The organism is Paraburkholderia sp. BL6669N2 (genome assembly GCF_003387275.1).
Taxonomy (GTDB): Bacteria; Pseudomonadota; Gammaproteobacteria; order Burkholderiales; family Burkholderiaceae; genus Paraburkholderia.
In genome coordinates, this window is record NZ_QUNA01000002.1 from 2,072,033 (window position 1) to 2,087,795 (window position 15,763).

General features: G+C 61.1%; 11 protein-coding genes and 3 pseudogenes. 6 read left to right on the top strand and 8 right to left on the bottom strand.

Annotated features, from left to right (window positions below):
* Nucleotides 1-430: 430 nt before the first annotated feature.
* Nucleotides 431-1,435, bottom strand: a pseudogene (locus B0G80_RS31770) (IS91 family transposase); the annotation flags it as partial.
* Nucleotides 1,436-1,617: 182 nt separating this feature from the next.
* Between B0G80_RS31770 and B0G80_RS31775 the strand changes: the two are divergent.
* The 3 genes from B0G80_RS31775 to B0G80_RS31785 are packed head-to-tail and all read left to right on the top strand — an operon-like array spanning nucleotide 1,618 to nucleotide 4,756.
* A complete protein-coding gene (locus B0G80_RS31775) occupies nucleotides 1,618-2,865 on the top strand; it encodes a tyrosine-type recombinase/integrase (RefSeq protein WP_220377483.1) in 1,248 nt (415 codons plus the stop codon).
* The gene (locus B0G80_RS31780; RefSeq protein WP_116120079.1) at nucleotides 2,862-3,770 is read left to right on the top strand and encodes a tyrosine-type recombinase/integrase; all 909 of its coding nucleotides are present in this window, start codon (nucleotides 2,862-2,864) and stop codon (nucleotides 3,768-3,770) included. The genes B0G80_RS31775 and B0G80_RS31780 overlap by 4 nt, the downstream gene beginning before the upstream one ends.
* Nucleotides 3,767-4,756: a tyrosine-type recombinase/integrase gene (locus B0G80_RS31785; protein WP_116120080.1), complete on the top strand. Its 990-nt coding sequence runs from the start codon at nucleotides 3,767-3,769 to the stop codon at nucleotides 4,754-4,756. The genes B0G80_RS31780 and B0G80_RS31785 overlap by 4 nt, the downstream gene beginning before the upstream one ends.
* An 81-nt stretch (nucleotides 4,757-4,837) precedes the next feature.
* On the opposite strand, the pseudogene B0G80_RS31790 reads toward B0G80_RS31785, so the two are convergent.
* The 5 genes and pseudogenes from B0G80_RS31790 to B0G80_RS31810 all read right to left on the bottom strand — a co-directional run.
* Nucleotides 4,838-5,017 (bottom strand): annotated as a pseudogene (locus B0G80_RS31790) (transposase zinc-binding domain-containing protein); the annotation flags it as partial.
* Between the two features lie 16 nt (nucleotides 5,018-5,033).
* Nucleotides 5,034-5,909 carry a site-specific integrase gene (locus tag B0G80_RS31795; RefSeq protein ID WP_116121856.1) on the bottom strand — a complete coding sequence of 292 codons (876 nt, stop codon included), beginning with the start codon at nucleotides 5,907-5,909 and terminating at the stop codon, nucleotides 5,034-5,036.
* Between the two features lie 193 nt (nucleotides 5,910-6,102).
* Nucleotides 6,103-8,283 (bottom strand): annotated as a pseudogene (locus B0G80_RS31800) (NADP-dependent malic enzyme); the annotation flags it as partial.
* On the bottom strand, nucleotides 8,220-8,483 hold the full coding sequence (locus B0G80_RS31805) for a hypothetical protein (RefSeq protein WP_309568799.1): 264 nt from the start codon (nucleotides 8,481-8,483) through the stop codon (nucleotides 8,220-8,222). The pseudogene B0G80_RS31800 and the gene B0G80_RS31805, both read right to left, overlap by 64 nt.
* Before the next feature lie 11 nt (nucleotides 8,484-8,494).
* Nucleotides 8,495-9,262: an SDR family oxidoreductase gene (locus tag B0G80_RS31810; protein WP_116121857.1), complete on the bottom strand. Its 768-nt coding sequence runs from the start codon at nucleotides 9,260-9,262 to the stop codon at nucleotides 8,495-8,497.
* Between the two features lie 104 nt (nucleotides 9,263-9,366).
* On the opposite strand from B0G80_RS31810, the gene B0G80_RS31815 reads away from it, so the two are divergent.
* Nucleotides 9,367-10,311 carry a LysR family transcriptional regulator gene (locus B0G80_RS31815; RefSeq protein ID WP_116121858.1) on the top strand — a complete coding sequence of 315 codons (945 nt, stop codon included), beginning with the start codon at nucleotides 9,367-9,369 and terminating at the stop codon, nucleotides 10,309-10,311.
* 85 nt (nucleotides 10,312-10,396) lie between these two features.
* Here the strand turns inward: B0G80_RS31815 and B0G80_RS31820 are convergent, their stop codons facing one another.
* Nucleotides 10,397-10,627: a LysR substrate-binding domain-containing protein gene (locus B0G80_RS31820; protein ID WP_116121859.1), complete on the bottom strand. Its 231-nt coding sequence runs from the start codon at nucleotides 10,625-10,627 to the stop codon at nucleotides 10,397-10,399.
* A gap of 200 nt (nucleotides 10,628-10,827) precedes the next feature.
* On the opposite strand from B0G80_RS31820, the gene B0G80_RS31825 reads away from it, so the two are divergent.
* Nucleotides 10,828-12,273, top strand: a complete 1,446-nt coding sequence (locus B0G80_RS31825) for an IS1182 family transposase (protein ID WP_116121860.1) — start codon at nucleotides 10,828-10,830, stop codon at nucleotides 12,271-12,273.
* A gap of 352 nt (nucleotides 12,274-12,625) precedes the next feature.
* Here B0G80_RS31825 and B0G80_RS31835 read toward each other — a convergent pair whose 3' ends face one another.
* Complete coding sequence (locus B0G80_RS31835; protein ID WP_116121862.1) at nucleotides 12,626-14,146, bottom strand: MFS transporter; 1,521 nt, start codon at nucleotides 14,144-14,146, stop codon at nucleotides 12,626-12,628.
* A 229-nt stretch (nucleotides 14,147-14,375) separates the two neighbouring features.
* On the opposite strand from B0G80_RS31835, the gene B0G80_RS31840 reads away from it, so the two are divergent.
* On the top strand, nucleotides 14,376-15,527 hold the full coding sequence (locus tag B0G80_RS31840) for a helix-turn-helix transcriptional regulator (RefSeq protein ID WP_116121863.1): 1,152 nt from the start codon (nucleotides 14,376-14,378) through the stop codon (nucleotides 15,525-15,527).
* Nucleotides 15,528-15,763 lie beyond the last annotated feature (236 nt).

A 15,763-nucleotide genomic window follows, 5' to 3' on the forward strand; every position in this document is an offset into this window, starting at 1 on the left:
TGGACGCTGCTAACCGGCCGTTCGCCCGAGCCGGATCCGGAGCGGCGACTCTCACATCCGCGAAAGCGTGCTGTCGTTAAGGGTTATTGGACGTCTGCCCTCATTCACATGGCCGCGAGTCTGCCGCGGCGCCTGTGGGCAGGCGTCGGATAAGCCTCGAGGGAGGAAACCGCGGAGTGGTCCGGGACGCTCGGGATTCCGGGCGGCTATGGCGATTGATGGTCCGGCATCCTCAGCATTGCTGGAGGAAGGCGGCTCGAACAGGATGCTGGAAGAGCCCAGACGTCGTGACGATGCGATGCACTGGTGCGAGGGTGAGGAAGAAGGGGACGTGCGGGAGGCTGCGTGACGCGCCAGGCACAAATGTCCGCTTGTGGGCCGCGTTGCCGCAAAGCCGACGTTGGGTTGGCAGATCGAGGAAACGCCGCGTTCATGGGCGGCCCTGCATCGGTGGCGCGCGAATCGGTGCGGTGCGTTGGAGGATGTCGATGACGATCATCGGGGCTCCGCAGTGCCGGCAGATGAAGGCGGGCCGGGGCGCGACGACGGGCTGCCCAGATGGCGGGCCGGGTTCGGGCGTGACATGCAGCAGCTCACGCACCTTCGCGAGACTGGCGCGGCGCACCGGGTTGGCGAGCAGCCCGTAGTGACGGATGCGATGGAATCCGTCGGGCAACACATGAAGCAGGAAGCGACGCATGAACTCAGCGGCCTCCAGCGTCATGGTCTTGTAGCGGGTGCGCCCCTTCTCGCGATAGTCCTTCCAGCGGAACGTCACGCCGTGCTCATCGAAGGCCAGCAGACGCTGGTTGGAGATCGCTACGCGGTGCGTATAGCGCGAGAGGTACGCGAGCACGGCTTCGGGTCCCGCAAAGGGGCGCTTGGCGTACACAAACCATTCGCAGGCACGCAGGGGTGCGAGCCACTGAGCGAAGACGGTCGCATCGGCAAGCGCCGCATACTCGCCGAAGAACTGCAACTGGCCGCGCCGGTGAGAATCAGCGAGGGCTTCGAGGAAGCGGCGCCGGAACAGGCGCGAGAGCACGCGCACCGGCAGGAAGAAGCCGGGCCGGCAGCCGATCCAGCGTTCTGCGTCGGACGACAGCCCCCCGCCGGGGACGATGCCGTGCACGTGCGGATGATGCGTGAGCGCCGAGCCCCAGGTGTGCAGGACGAGCGTGGCGCCGATCTGCGCGCCGAGATGCCGGGGATCGGCGGCGATCGTGCGCAGCGTGTCGGCGGCGATGTCGAACAGCAGCCCGTAGATGACCCGCTTGTTGTACCAGGCGATTGCGCTGATGGTAGCGGGCAGCGTGAAGACGATGTGGTAGTACTCGACCGGCAGCAGGTCGGCCTGACGCGCTTCGAGCCAGCGTCGTGCGGCATTGCCCTGGCATTTAGGGCAATGCCGGTTGCGGCACGTAATGGAGTGAACTCCATTACCTGCCTTATGGGAAGTTCTGTCTAACGGGGAGTTGCAGATCAGGTTCGGCGCGAAACCTACCGGGCGTATCTGGTTTTGTATCTGGCCGGTCGCCATTTAACACCCCATAAAATCGCGGTCCTCCTTTGCTATGGTGGTTGGGCCTTCCCAGGCAACCCTCATAGGAGGATGTGATGCTGGACACCTACCTGGTAGCACCCAAAACCTTGAAACGCCTGCGCTCGGGACCCAGCGGAGTCTTCATTGACGACTTTGCTGACGCGCTTGAACGAGACGGATATTCCGCGGCCAGTGCCATACGTTACCTGCGAGCTGCCGACCATCTTGGTCGCTTCATGCTGGCACACGGCGGTACCCTGGCCGATACTGGTCCACAAACCCCGGAAACCTTCTTTCGTCATCTGCCAACTTGCACTTGCCCGGAAGTAAAAGGTGGCAGGACCGGCCACCACGTCTATTTCGGCGCCAAACGCTTTCGCGAATACCTGATCGAGATCGGCGTCTGCCCGGACGACAAGCCTTCGATTGCAGAGATTCGGGAACCGGCAATCGTAGGTGGTTTCCGGCGATGGTTGCAAAAGCACCGGGGTGCGAAGGATCCAACCATTCGGCTCTACTGTCGTGATGCCGCAGTGATGCTGAAAGTGCTTGGCGATGACGCCAGCCAGTGGGATCCGAAGCAGATACGTACGTTCCTGCTGAACAGTGCCTGCAGTTGTGGTGCTGGTACCGCTGAAAAGCGGGTCACTAGCGCGCGAGCCTTCTTACGCTACCTCGGGGTTCACGATCTGTGTCGGCCGGGTCTCGATCAGGCGGTTCCGTCGCTGGCGCATTGGCGCCTGGCGTCACTGCCAAGGTGTCTGAGCGCTGACGAAGTTGACCGCCTGATCGCCGCATGCGATGACGATTCACGCAGGCGTCTTCGCGATCGTGCGATCGTCCTCCTGCTTGTGCGACTTGGGGTTCGCGCAGGTGACCTGGCGAACCTTCGCTTGAGCGGTATGGAGTGGGACTCCGGGACGCTACGTGTCTTGGGAAAGGGGCGCTATGAAGTTCGCCTTCCGCTGCCGCAGGATGCTGGCGAGGCACTTCTGCGGTATCTCGAATCGCGACCTCGGGTTGCCGGCAGCGACCATGTCTTTGTTAGAAACATCGCACCCGTCAAGCCGCATATCTCAAGCGACGGCATATCTTCGATAGTGAAGCGCGCACTAAAACGGGCCGGGGTGAGTTCGCCCGCCAAAGGTGCACATCTGCTGCGCCACACGGCGGCGACTGAGATGTTGCGCCACGGGCTTCCCCTCGACCAGGTTGGCCTGATCCTGAGGCATCGCGGCATTGATACCACGGCGTATTACGCCAAGGTCGACGTAGCGCTGCTCAGCCAAATCGCTCGGCCATGGCCGGAGGTGGCGAAATGATGCCGGCCGTGGAGTCCTATCTTGCCGCGCGGCGTGCCGCCGGATTCAAACTGCTGAACGCAGACTACCTGTTGCGCAGTTTCGCGTGCTTTGCTGTCAAACGCGGTGAAATGCACGTTTGCACGCAGACAGCAATCGACTGGGCCGGCGAGGCTGCGTCGGTGGCCCAGCGTGACGCAAGGCTAAAGACCGTGTGTCGGTTCGCCCGGTACATGCGTATGGAGGATCAAAACCATGAACTACCACCCGCCCGCCACTTTGGTTACCGAAAGACGCGTCGCGTTCCGTTCATCTACACCTGCGCTGACATTGAGCGCTTGATAAACACAGCCTTGCAATCGGGCCCTCGGGGCACGTTGCAACCACAAACGTATGCGACATTAATTGCCCTGCTGCTAGCCACGGGCATGCGGATCTCGGAGGCCCTGAACCTGCGCCTTGCCGACATGACTTCCGAAGGACTGCTGATTCGAAAGAGCAAATTCCAGAAGACCCGTCTAGTTCCACTGCACGAGACAGCGGTGGCGGGTTTGCAGAGGTATTTAGCACTGCGGCGACGAGCCTGCCCGGGTGACGACCATGTGTTCGTTGATGACGACGGTCACGCGCTCAGATACACGGTTACTTACTGGATGTTCCAGAAGCTGCTGAAGTTTGCCGGCATCGGCACCACCCACAACGGCCACCGTCCCCGCTTGCATGAGCTCAGACACACGTTCGCCGTCAGGGCACTGGAGGCAAGCCCGGAAGGCCGAGACCGGGTCGGGCGGCACATGTTGGCCCTTGCGACCTACATGGGACACGTCAACATCAACGCCACCTATTGGTATCTCGAGGCCACGCCCGCGCTCCTGCGCGACATTGCTGTCGCCGCAGAGGGGTTTCTCACCGGAGAACAGAAATGATGCCGATCGCGCCGCACATTGTTGCATTCCTTCGTCAAAACCTTGCCCATGAGAGAGGCGCCAGCCAACACACCTGCGACTCCTATGCTTGCACCTTCCAGCTTCTGTTCGAGTTCGCCGCCAGGCGACTCAAGGTGACGCCCTCGTCGCTAGCACTGGAGCAGCTCGATGCGAGGCTGATCAGCGACTTCCTGGAATATCTCGAAGATGCGCGCCACAATTCGCCTGAGACGCGTAATGTCCGGCTGGCTGCAATCAGGTCATTCTTCCACTTCCTTGAGTATCGCGAGCCCGCGATTCTTGAGCAAGCGCGACGAATCCTGGGCATTCCCTATAAGAAAACCGATTCCCGTCTGGTGCCATATCTGCTCGAGGATGAGGTTCGGGCTCTGCTCGATGCGCCAGATCCGTCAACGCGCGAGGGTATTCGGGACCGGGCGATGCTGCATCTGGCCATCTGCGGCGGCCTGCGTGTATCGGAGCTGACGGGATTGCATACCGCCGATGTTGTCCTCCCGTCGTTGAGCATCCGTGTTCACGGCAAGGGCCGGCGGGAGCGCGCCTTGCCCCTGTGGAAAACGACCGCTAACGCGTTGCGTGCCTGGATGGTGATACGGGGAAGTGTCGCAGTACCGGAATTGTTCGTTAATGCACGGGGCGAAGCGATGAGCCGTTGGGGTTTCGCGTATGTCCTTAAATGCCACACTGCGACGGCTAGTCATAAGTGCCCCTCGCTGTCGAAGAAGCAGGTATCACCGCACGTCTTGAGGCACACCTGTGCAATGATAGTACTGCGAAGCACTCAGGACATCCGAAAGGTTTCCCTGTGGCTCGGGCACAGCGATCTGGCGACCACTGAAATCTACACTCGCGCTGATCCAACTGAGAAGCTCGAAGCCCTCAACGCGATCGTCCCACCGCATTTGCGCAGGGGTTCGTTCCGGCCGTCCGATAAGGTAATCGCCATGCTCAGGGCCAAGCTTTAATGGAGAGCTGAACGGGCGCGGAGTTCACTCCGTGCTCGCTCAGGGGGTGCCTTCTCCCCATAGCAAAACACTTCCCATAAGGCAGGAGTTGTAGGCGATCTCGGTGCGCGCGCAGCCGGAACAGCGCAGCACATGCCCGCCCAGCGCCGCGCTGCGGCACTGTTCGATGGCTGACATGACCTTCAGCTGCCCGAGGCTCAGGTGGACTGTGCGACGCCACGCCGGCCCGCGTGCGCGGAAGATGTCCGCGACCTCCGGCATGAGGTACTGCGCCGGGTCAGTTGGCGGGCAGGCGCTCCAGCGGACTGGTGACTTCGCGCAGCAGGTCGGTGGCTACCTGCGCGTAAAGCGCGGTGGTTTCCAGCTTCTTGTGGCCAAGCAGCACCTGGATCACGCGGATGTCGACCTTCTGTTCGAGCAGGTGCGTGGCAAAGCTGTGGCGCAGCGTGTGCATCGACACGCGCTTGTCGATCTGCGCGGCCTCGGCGGCCGCACGGATGGCACGGTTGAGTTGCCTCGGCGTGAGGGGATCGATGGGGTCGAGCCCGGGAAACAGCCACCCGCCGTCGGGCATCCTGCCCTGGGCACGGGCCACACGCCACCAGACGCGCAGGCGTTCGAGCAGCACCGGTGAGAGCATCGCGTAGCGATCCTTGCGGCCCTTGCCCTGCTCGACACGCAGCGTCATGCGCTGGCTGTCGATGTCTGTGACCTTCAGCGCCACCACTTCGCTGACGCGCAGCCCGGTGCCGTAGGCAACCGAGAGAGCCGTCTGGTGCTTCAGGTTGCCTGTGGCGGCGATGAGCCGCCGTACTTCATCGGGGCTGAGCACGACCGGTAACGTACGGGGCACGCGCACGGGCTGCATCCGGGCCATCAGTTCGGACTCGTGGAGCGTGGTCTCGAAGAAGAACTTCAGCCCGGTGATCGCGGCGTTCAGTGATATCGGTGACGTGCCATGATCGACCAGATGCAGCTGGTAGGTTCGCAGGTCCTCGACCGTGGCGGTATCAGGCGAGCGCCCGAGGTATCGGGCGAACTCGCGGACGATGCGCAGATAGTTGGCTTGCGTCTTCGGGGAAAGCTGGCGCATACGCATGTCGTCGATCATGCGCTGGCGCAACGGGCTGACGGTCGGTTGAGAGGAGGTCATGATGCGGCTCCTGCTGGAGAACGAGGCGGATTGCCTCATTCGCCAACATAAACCGCGCGACCGGCCCCTCCCTGACCTCCAGCGTCGGACCGCAGCCCCCTACCGCGCGAGCGGTTTCGTTCGTCGACCCTGAGCCGCCGTCGGAGGCTATTCCCCGAACGGCCGAAGTTGAGCTTGGACCGGACCGTCGCGCCTACTTGAGCGCAATCACATCCGCCACCAGCAGCGCCGTCATATTGACGATCCGACGCGCCGTCGCGGATGGCGGCAATACATGCACCGGCTGTGCCGCGCCCAACAGAATCGACCCGATGGCGACATTGTTGCCTGCGGCGGTCTTCAGCAGGTTGTACGAGATGTTGGCCGCGTTGATGTTCGGCAGCACCAGCAGGTTTGCGTCGCCTTCGAGCGTCGAGTCGGGCATCACTTCGCGGCGCAGATCGTGATCGAGCGCGAGACTGCCGTGCATTTCTCCGTCGACCTGCAAGTGCGGCGCGCGCTCGCGCAGGATCGCCAGTACATCGCGCATCTTCTGCGCCGACGGCGCATTGCTCGTGCCGAAGTTTGAGTGCGACAGCAGCGCGATCTTGGGCTCGATGCCGAAGCGCAGCACTTCGTCGGCTGCCATGATCGTGATTTCGGCCAATTCCTGGGCCGTCGGATCGACGTTCACGTGGGTATCGACCAGGAAAATCTGGCGCCCCGGCGGCGCCAGCGCGTTCATGGCTGCGTAGACGTTGCAGTCCTTCTTCTTACCCATCACCTGATCGATGAAGTGCAGATGCCGGTGCGTCGTGCTCACCATGCCGCAGATCATGCCGTCCGCCTCGCCCTTTTCAACCAGCATCGCGCCGATCAGTGTGGTGCGGCGGCGCATTTCGAGCTTTGCCATCTGCGCGCTGATGCCCTTGCGGGACATCATTTTGTGATATTCCTGCCAGAAATCACGATAGCGCTCGTCGTGGTCGGTGTTGACGACCGTGTAGTCCTGCCCTGCGATGAGACGCAGACCGTAGCGCGCAATACGCTGCTCGATCACCACCGGACGGCCGATCAGGATCGGTTTGGCCAGCTTTTTGTCGACGATGATCTGCGTGGCGCGCAGCACACGCTCTTCTTCGCCTTCCGCGAACACGATGCGCTTTTTCTCCGGCTCGACGCCACGCGCGAGCTGGAAAATCGGCTTCATGGTCGTGCCGCTGTGGTACACGAACTGCTGCAGATGCTGTTCGTACGCTTCCATGTATTCGATAGGACGCTCGGCAACGCCCGAGTCCATCGCGGCCTTCGCCACGGCCGGTGCGACCTTGACGACCAGACGCGGATCGAACGGCTTCGGAATCAGGTATTCCGGCCCGAACGACAGGTCCTGAATGCCATACGCCGTCGCGACGATGTCGCTCTGCTCCTGGCGCGCCAGTTCAGCAATCGCGTTGACCGCGGCAATTTCCATTTCCTGCGTCACCGTCGTCGCGCCGGCGTCCAGCGCGCCGCGGAACAGGAACGGGAACACCAGCACGTTGTTCACCTGGTTGGGGAAGTCGGCACGTCCGGTTGCGAGAATTGCATCTGGACGTACTTGGAGCGCTAGCTCCGGCAGGATCTCGGGCGTTGGGTTAGCGAGCGCCAGAATCAGCGGCTTGTCCGCCATCCGCTTGACCATGTCCTGCTTGAGCACGCCACCGGCCGACAGACCGAGGAACACGTCCGCGCCGCCGATCGCTTCGGCAAGCGTACGGGCGCTGGTTTCGCGTGCAAAACGCTCCTTGTCAGGGTCCATCAGTTCGACGCGGCCCTTGTAGACCACGCCGGCGAGATCCGTCACCAGAATGTTTTCGAGTGGCAGTCCAAGGTCAACAAGGAGGTCAAGGCAGGCAAGCGCCGCCGCACCTGCGCCTGACGCTACCAGCTTCACGTCCTCGATGTGCTCGCCTATGACCTTCAAACCGTTGGTGATGGCCGCCGCCACGACGATCGCCGTGCCGTGCTGGTCGTCGTGGAAGACCGGAATCTTCATGCGCTTGCGGCATTCGCGTTCGACGATGAAGCAGTCCGGCGCCTTGATGTCTTCGAGGTTGATGCCGCCGAAGGTCGGTTCCAGCGCCGCGATCACGTCGACCAGCTTGTGCGGATCGGACTCGTTCAGCTCGATATCGAACACGTCGATGCCGGCGAACTTCTTGAACAGGACGGCCTTGCCTTCCATGACCGGCTTCGAGGCGAGCGGCCCGATGTTGCCGAGGCCCAGCACCGCGGTGCCGTTCGTGACGACGCCGACCAGGTTGCTGCGCGCGGTGAAGCGCGCGGCGTTCAACGGGTTTTCGACGATTTCCTCGCAAGCGAATGCAACACCGGGGGAGTAGGCCATCCCAATCCCTGCTGAGAGACACCGATCGCTTCGCTGATGATGAGTCCGGCGCTCGCGCGCTGGACGTAATACTGCGCCATGATCGATGTCGGCAAGTGATCTCGCGTACCCCGCGCGCGGGTCATGGGCGCCATAAAGATGCGGTTGGGCGCTTCGATTTCGCCCAGCCGGATTGCGTCGAAAAGCGCGGTCATGTCGTTCTCCATTGGCTTTGCGGTTACACGAGGCGCGCGCCGCCATCGACGTTGAGCGTCGCTCCGTTCATGAAGCCATTGGTCATCAGGAACACCACGCCCGCGCCAGCTTCGCTGGCGGTGCCGAGTCGATGCAGCGGCAGCGTCTTCTCCATGTTTGCCACGACCCCATCGCGCGCGTCACCGAGCGCCTTGCGCAGAATAGGCGTGTCGATCGGACCGGGCGACAGTGTGTTGACGCGCACCGGCGCCAGTTCGAGAGCCAGGCCGCGCGCGAGCGCTTCCATGGCGGCGGACGCCGCCGCGAGCACCGCGGTGCCGTAGGCGTTCGGACGGTCGGCGAGACTGCCCGAGATGAAAGTGATCGAGCCATCGGCGCTCAACCGGTCTCCCAGGGCGCGAATAACGTGCACAGCCGCCCAGATGCGTTCCTCGAACGCGTTCCGGAGATGCGCTACATCGGCGTCGCGCACCGTCCCTGCGACGAAGGTGCCCGCCAGCAAAACCAGATGATCGACCTTTGGAATGTCGCGTACCGCCTGCTGTAGAGCGTCTGCGTTGGTCACGTCGGCCGCGCGCCATCCGGCGAAGCCATGCTGTGCGGCGATCAGTTCAGCCGTATCCGCCGATCGGCCGACGACGATGACCTCCGCGCCCGCCCGCTTCGCCTGGATAGCCGCGTCGAGCCCGATGCCCGACGTCCCGCCAAAGATGAGTGCGGTCTTGCCTGCCAGCGCGTGGTGGGCGACTTCCGCGGCCTGTACGTCCTGCGTTTTGGTCTTCGCGTTCATTTCCTTCTCCTGTTGGACTTCGCCGGTTTGGCGTCGATGGAAGAAGGTTAATTCACGAAACCGGGCTTGATAATAAGGCGGTTGTTCGCTTTAATGATGCCATCATGGAACAAATCGCCATCGAAAGGCTGACCGGACTGATTGCTTTTGCGCGTGCCGCATCGCTTGGCAGCTACACGGCTGCCGCGCGTTCGCTGTCCGTTTCGCCATCGGCCATCAGCAAGAGCATTCAGCGGCTAGAGCAGCATTTCGGACTCAGGCTGTTCAGCCGGACTACGCGCTCGCTGACGCTGACACCGGAGGGGCGGGACCTTCTGGAGCGCACGCAACGGTTATTGCGCGAGGCGGAAGGTATCGAGCAAGGCGTAGCCGCTGCGCGCGCGGAGCCGGCCGGAACGCTCAAGGTGACGGCGCCGTTGCCCGTCGGCGTGAACATCCTCGCGCCCGCATTGACGATGTTCCGCCGACAGCATCCGAAAGTGACCGTCGATGTCCGCCTGAGCGATCGTTACGTCGATCTGATCGAAGAGGGCGTGGATGTCGCCATTCGGGTCGGCGACCCCGGCGACACGCGGTTGATTGCGCGTCGTCTTGCACCGCATCGGATTTGCGCGTTCGCATCGCCCGAATATCTGCAGGAGCGAGGCCTGCCTCAGCATCCGAATGATCTCTTGCAGCACGATTGTGTGAACTTTAGATATCAGTCGACGGGGCTGGAGGCTGCATGGCCGTTCAACGTGGGGGGCAAACTCGTTGAGTTTACGCCTCCGTCGGCTTTGATTATCGACGTCAGCGACGCCATTGCCGCGGCTCTGGCCGCGGGTGCCGGAATCGGGATTTCGACGACATATATCGCAGCGGCATACGTTGGAAGGCGCGAACTCGTACCGGTGCTGCATGAGTTCGCCTATGACCGATTCAATTTACATGCGGTGTGGCCCGAGAGCCGCCGCAGCAATCCGGCGGTGAGAGCATTTGTCGGATTTTTGCAGGACATCTTTCCGTCTCCCGCCCCTTGGGACGTGCTGGTGCAGGCTCATGCTTTCTAGCGCTTGTTGTCGAGGAATACGCGGTCATCGGTTGGATGTGCGATCCGTCTCACGTTCGTCCCTCGTCGCATCGAATCTTTGCGCCTTACCCGAGCTGCCGAAAATTCTCCATCACAAAGTCGCTAAACACACACGTCTTAGCGGGTAGAAGCCGCCGCGAAGCGTAGTAAAGGGAAATCATGCCCACGTCTGAATGCAATTCGGGCAGCAAACGCACGAGCTTGCCGCCGGCCAGATCCGGTACGCCGGGAAGCGCCAGCATCGCGACACCCAGACCGAGTCTGGCGGCTTCGCACATGGAAGCGGGATCGTTCATCACGTGACGACGATCACCACAATTGTTACTCGTATGATCTCGGCTATGGTTTTTGTGCGCGCAAGCTCCAATCTACTTGAGAGAGACGGGCACTGTGAACGGCCGCTTAAGGAAACCACGGCTGGCCGTTGTGGGTCGAGGGTGTGTGAAAACACCATGATCGCCTAAACTGGATTAACTCATTCAGCTTGGGTGATCGGATGAAGCGATTCATAGAAGGTGAAGATCGCAAGCAGGTGACGCTGCTTCCAGAGTGCCTCGATGACTTTGTTGCCGAGGACAATCCGGTCAGGATCATCGAGGCGTTCGTTGAAGAGCTTGACCTTGAATCACTGGGCTTCGATGGAGCGATGCCGTCGACTACAGGTCGCCCGTCCTACCATCCAGCAGTGCTGCTGAAGATTTATATCTACGGCTACCTGAACCGAGTTCAGTCGAGCCGGCGTCTTGAGCGCGAATGCCAGCGCAATGTTGAGTTGATGTGGCTCACTGGCCGACTGGCTCCAGACTTCAAGACCATAGCCGACTTTCGTCGTGACAACGGCATCGGCATTCGCAGCGTGTGTCGCCGCTTCGTGATGCTGTGCCGTGAGCTGAAGCTGTTCTCGCAAGCGCTGGTCGCCATTGACGGCAGCAAGTTCAAGGCAGTCAATACGCGCGATCGCAACTTCACCGAGGGTAAGGTCGACAAGCGCCAGAAGCAGATCGAGGAGAGCATCCAGCGGTATCTGAACGCGCTGGAGACTGCCGATCGTACGCAACCCGCTGAGCTGGAAGCAAAGACGACCAGATTGCAAGACAAGATCGCACGCTTGCGCGAGCAGATGCGAAACCTCGATCAGATCAAGCAGGAACTCAAGACGCAGCCCGACGGCCAACTCTCGATGACGGATCCTGACGCGCGCTCGATGGCGACGAGCGGCAAAGGCTCGGGAATGGTGGGCTACAACGTGCAGGTGGCCGTTGACGCCAAACACCACCTCATCGTTGCTTACGAGGTCACAAACTCTGGCAGTGACCGGGCGCAGCTTAGCCCCATGGCAAAAGCTGCGCGCGACGCAACGGGCAAAAGCAGACTGCGGGCGGTCGCCGATCGTGGCTACTACAGTGGGCCTCAAATCAAGGAGTGCGCGGATGCAGGGATTGCGGTCATGCTGCCGAAGCCCACGACATCGGGCGCGAAATACCATGGCCGATTCGACAAGGCAGACTTCATCTACATTGCGCGGGACGACGAATACCAATGTCCGGCTGGAGAACGGGCAATTTACCGTTACACCAGCGAGGAACATGGGATGCAGTTACACCGATACTGGAGCGGCGCCTGTCCGCAATGCAAAATAAAGTCACAGTGCACGCCCAGCGACCAACGGCGGATAAGTCGATGGGAGCATGAGTCGGTGCTGGAAGCAGTTCAACGTCGGCTGGACAAGACGCCTGATGCGATGACAGTGCGCAGGCGAACCGTCGAACATGTCTTCGGAACGTTCAAGCATTGGATGGGCTATACGCACTTCCTGACGCGCAGGTTACCCAACGTAGGTACCGAAATGAGTTTGAATGTACTCGCCTACAATCTCGCTCGAGTGCTGAGAATCCTGGGCTTCAAGAAGACGATGAAGGCAATGCGGCTGGTGGGTGCGTGAGCACCCCGTAGGTCCTGAAACAAGCCCTTAAACTCGTCTGGAACGCATCGGAGAGGCTCACCTCCTCGTCGTCGCCGTGATGGCCGTGAAGGCAGCCAACCGCGCCGCTGGGCTCGGCGGTCATGCGTCGCATTGCAATTCAATCGGGTTTCCACACAACCTGGGTCGACTGCTGCCCGACACGGCGGATCAATGGCCGACCTCGCCGGACCTTCTATGTCGGAGCGCGTTCGGCTTCAGTCGCGCGTATTTGAACTAGACTTGGAGAACATGATTTGTGCGCTGTTTGTGCCCGGAGGTCTGCCGCAGCCCGCAAGCGATTCTTGAGTGGACAAGGGCCCGGCTGGAATCGTCATTTTTCGTTCGGTAACTCTGTGAGCAATTCCACCCTCCCTGTGTCTTCCGGCTTTCTCCCGCATTCCGAAGAGCTGCGTTGCTTCGGCATGCCGAGCCTGATTGCCAACGCTGCAAACAGAACCATTGCTACGTTGAACCACAACGCTATTGCAGCAGCGAACCGGAGTCGGTCAGGATGGATTGCGGGCAGGGATCGCATCGGTGAGAAGCCGTCCGTGGCGGTTAGGGCGGTGAAGATCGCGGCGGATATCGCTATGCCAAATGCCGTACCGAGAGACGATGCCATTTTGTAGATGCCCGACGCCGCGCCTGACCGAGCGTCGGCGACACTGGATAGTGCGGCGTCTGTGGAGGGCGTCGCATAGAGGCCCAGACCGATGCCGAGCAGCGTGAACCCAATGACCGCGATGATCACGTACCCGGTTGCGGATACGTACGTGAACGTGGTGAGCACAATGCCGCCCGCTGTTACCGCGCAGCCGATTAGCATGGGCCTACGCGGACCACCCCAACGTTGGTGCAATTTTTCTCCGACCCGGATCGTCATCAGGATTGCGACGAGGTAGCCCGCTGTCATCAAGCCCGACTGAAGCGACGAGAGCCCATAGGCCTTTTGAACCAGCAATAAGACAATCAGGAGCGCCCCTGCCACGCCGTTCAGGAGAAAATTCGATAACGTGGCGGCTAGATAGGCTGTGTTTTCGAACAGCCGGAAATCGACGAATGGATGACTGCAACGACGTTCGGTTCGAATGAACACGAGCAAAGCAACCGCGAAGACGACCATCAACGCAAGTACGATTGGATTGAGCCAGCCAAGCGTCGACCCTTGCCCCACCACTACGTTGAAAGCCACCATGGCAATCAGCAGCGCGGCCAGGCCGATCCAATCGAACGGCTGTGTAGCGGCGTCTGCATCACCGCGACTTTCCGGCGTCCCACGAATGAGCCTCCAACTCGCCATGGCAACGGCAATGGACATCCAGAAGATAGAGCGCCATCCCATCGTGGCATCGACCACACCGCCTAGCAGCGCGCACAGGCCCGAACCGCCCCACGAACCAATCGACCAGAAGCTGAGTGCCCGTTGCCGCGCCGCGCCATCGTAATAAGCTTTCATCAGGGACAGGGTAGCCGGCATGATGCATGCAGCTGACACGCCTTGAATGATGCGCCCAGTCATCAGGAATATCACTGTGCCGCATGGAGAAGTGGCGATCAGAAGAGAGCCAATGGCACTCAGCGCAAGGCCCACGTAGGTCATCATCACGCGGCCGAACCTATCGGCTAGCCCACCCGCTACGACGATGAAAACCCCGGAAAAGAGTGCGGTAATGCTGACGGCAATGTCACTGATACCGTCGTTGATCCTCAGTTCCGTTCTCATGGCCGGCAGCACGTTGAGCGTCGTCTGAGCAAACAGCCAGAAGGTAACAACCGCGAGCACGATTCCGGCGGTGAGCCTGTCGTTGCCCTCGTATTGAAGGGGATTGACCGTCTTGTCGGAAATAGCCATTTTCTTTTCTCCGCACCCTGAGCAGTGGTGCGCGCGCGATAACAGGAGCGGAAGGCGGCATGGCCGCCGTCTAATGCCGAATTGCTGGAACTGTCGCGAGGGCCATTGATATTTGTCGGGTAGCTGGTTCTGGTCCGGCGAAATTGAAATTTCCGCCCATACTTTCGTCCAACTTACGTACGCCCGACACTCCCATTTGGGAGGGAAATCCGCCTCGGAAGGAGCGAGCATGACGCGCGTCGAGACCATCCATCGAGCGATCCGGCACGTTTATGAGGCAGCGCTTGCGCCGAACGGATGGCCAGGCGCCATCGTTTCGGTCACAGAGGCTATTGGCGCGCCCAAGGCGATGCTGCATGTACAGGCAACGCAGGCGGCATCTTGTTTCGCGATCTCCACCGGGCTTGAGACCGAACACGCGCGGCGTCTGCAACGGGAGTTCGAAACCCGCCTGCCTGGGTGGATCAAAGCCATTCCGGTCGGCACGCCGCTGCGTCAGACCTCGGCGATATCGGACGCGGAATTCAGGCACACGGATATCTATAACGAAGTGGTTCGCCCTGCGGGCGGATTTTATGGGATCGTCGCGCCGCTGGTTCGTTTTCCTGATCGACAAGTTCATTTTTGCGCAGGTCGCAACCTGGGCACTGCCGACTTCAGCGACGACGATGTCGGCGCAGCCAGCCTGATCGTTCCGCATTTGACAACGGCGCTACAGATAGGAAATCGGCTGGCTGCGGCGGACCTCCGGGCCAAAAGTGCGTACGACGTGATCACGCAATTGAATATCGGCGTGGTGCTGCTCGATGCGGCAATGCACCCCATCTTTGTCAACCGCTGCGCCGAAGCGCTAGCTCGGACCTGTGATGGCCTACTGCTCACCGGAAAAGACGTATCGGCATCCCGCGCTTCAGATGCGAAAAACCTGAGGGACGTGATCACAAGGGCGATCGGCCTGAACGACACAGGCCGGGACGCCAGTGAAGCTGCCGTGCGACCTCAGGTACCGATGCGCTGTTATCTGTCCCGCAGACCACCGCGCCTGCCGCTCGTCGTCCGCGTCTTGCCTGTCAATGCATCGGACATGCTGGAAGGGATCAGCGCGGGCACCCGCGCAGCCCTATTCGTGATTGAGCTGGACAAGCCAGTGGGGATCGATCCCATGGTCCTCGCCGCGAGCTTTCATCTGACGCGACGCGAGGCGGCACTTGCCGCGCTGCTCGCTCAAGGAATGGATCTGGCAGAAGCGGCCTCGCAATCCGGCATAGGCATCGGAACGGCGCGCGGATATCTTAAACAGATCCTGGCGAAGACCGACACGCACAGGCAGGCTGAACTGGTGTCTCTGTTGTTACGTGGCGGCCTGCAAATCGCGCGGTGATCAGCACGACGTAACGGATGGTCGTCACTATCCGGATCGTTGCCGTTGAACTCGCGCCGCGTATAAGGGCAGCTCAGTGTCGACTCGGTTCGGCCGCCGTCGGACTCAGTTCGGCCAATTTCTGCCGCTCGCCCGACACATCGAGCGGTCACTCGAACGGCTGATCCCCTTCGGAACTGGCCGGATTTCCAAGGCGAGCATCTCGGCCTTCGCCGACGTTGAGCGTTCGACGATCG

Bases quoted from the DNA above. Each gene is read 5' to 3' on its own strand.
- B0G80_RS31775 (WP_220377483.1), top strand. From the start codon at position 1,618: ATGCTGGACACCTACCTGGTAGCACCCAAAACCTTGAAACGCCTGCGC.
- B0G80_RS31780 (WP_116120079.1), top strand. From the start codon at position 2,862: ATGATGCCGGCCGTGGAGTCCTATCTTGCCGCGCGGCGTGCCGCCGGA.
- B0G80_RS31785 (WP_116120080.1), top strand. From the start codon at position 3,767: ATGATGCCGATCGCGCCGCACATTGTTGCATTCCTTCGTCAAAACCTT.
- B0G80_RS31795 (WP_116121856.1), bottom strand. From the start codon at position 5,909: ATGACCTCCTCTCAACCGACCGTCAGCCCGTTGCGCCAGCGCATGATC.
- B0G80_RS31805 (WP_309568799.1), bottom strand. From the start codon at position 8,483: ATGGAGAACGACATGACCGCGCTTTTCGACGCAATCCGGCTGGGCGAA.
- B0G80_RS31810 (WP_116121857.1), bottom strand. From the start codon at position 9,262: ATGAACGCGAAGACCAAAACGCAGGACGTACAGGCCGCGGAAGTCGCC.
- B0G80_RS31815 (WP_116121858.1), top strand. From the start codon at position 9,367: ATGGAACAAATCGCCATCGAAAGGCTGACCGGACTGATTGCTTTTGCG.
- B0G80_RS31820 (WP_116121859.1), bottom strand. From the start codon at position 10,627: ATGAACGATCCCGCTTCCATGTGCGAAGCCGCCAGACTCGGTCTGGGT.
- B0G80_RS31825 (WP_116121860.1), top strand. From the start codon at position 10,828: ATGAAGCGATTCATAGAAGGTGAAGATCGCAAGCAGGTGACGCTGCTT.
- B0G80_RS31835 (WP_116121862.1), bottom strand. From the start codon at position 14,146: ATGGCTATTTCCGACAAGACGGTCAATCCCCTTCAATACGAGGGCAAC.
- B0G80_RS31840 (WP_116121863.1), top strand. From the start codon at position 14,376: ATGACGCGCGTCGAGACCATCCATCGAGCGATCCGGCACGTTTATGAG.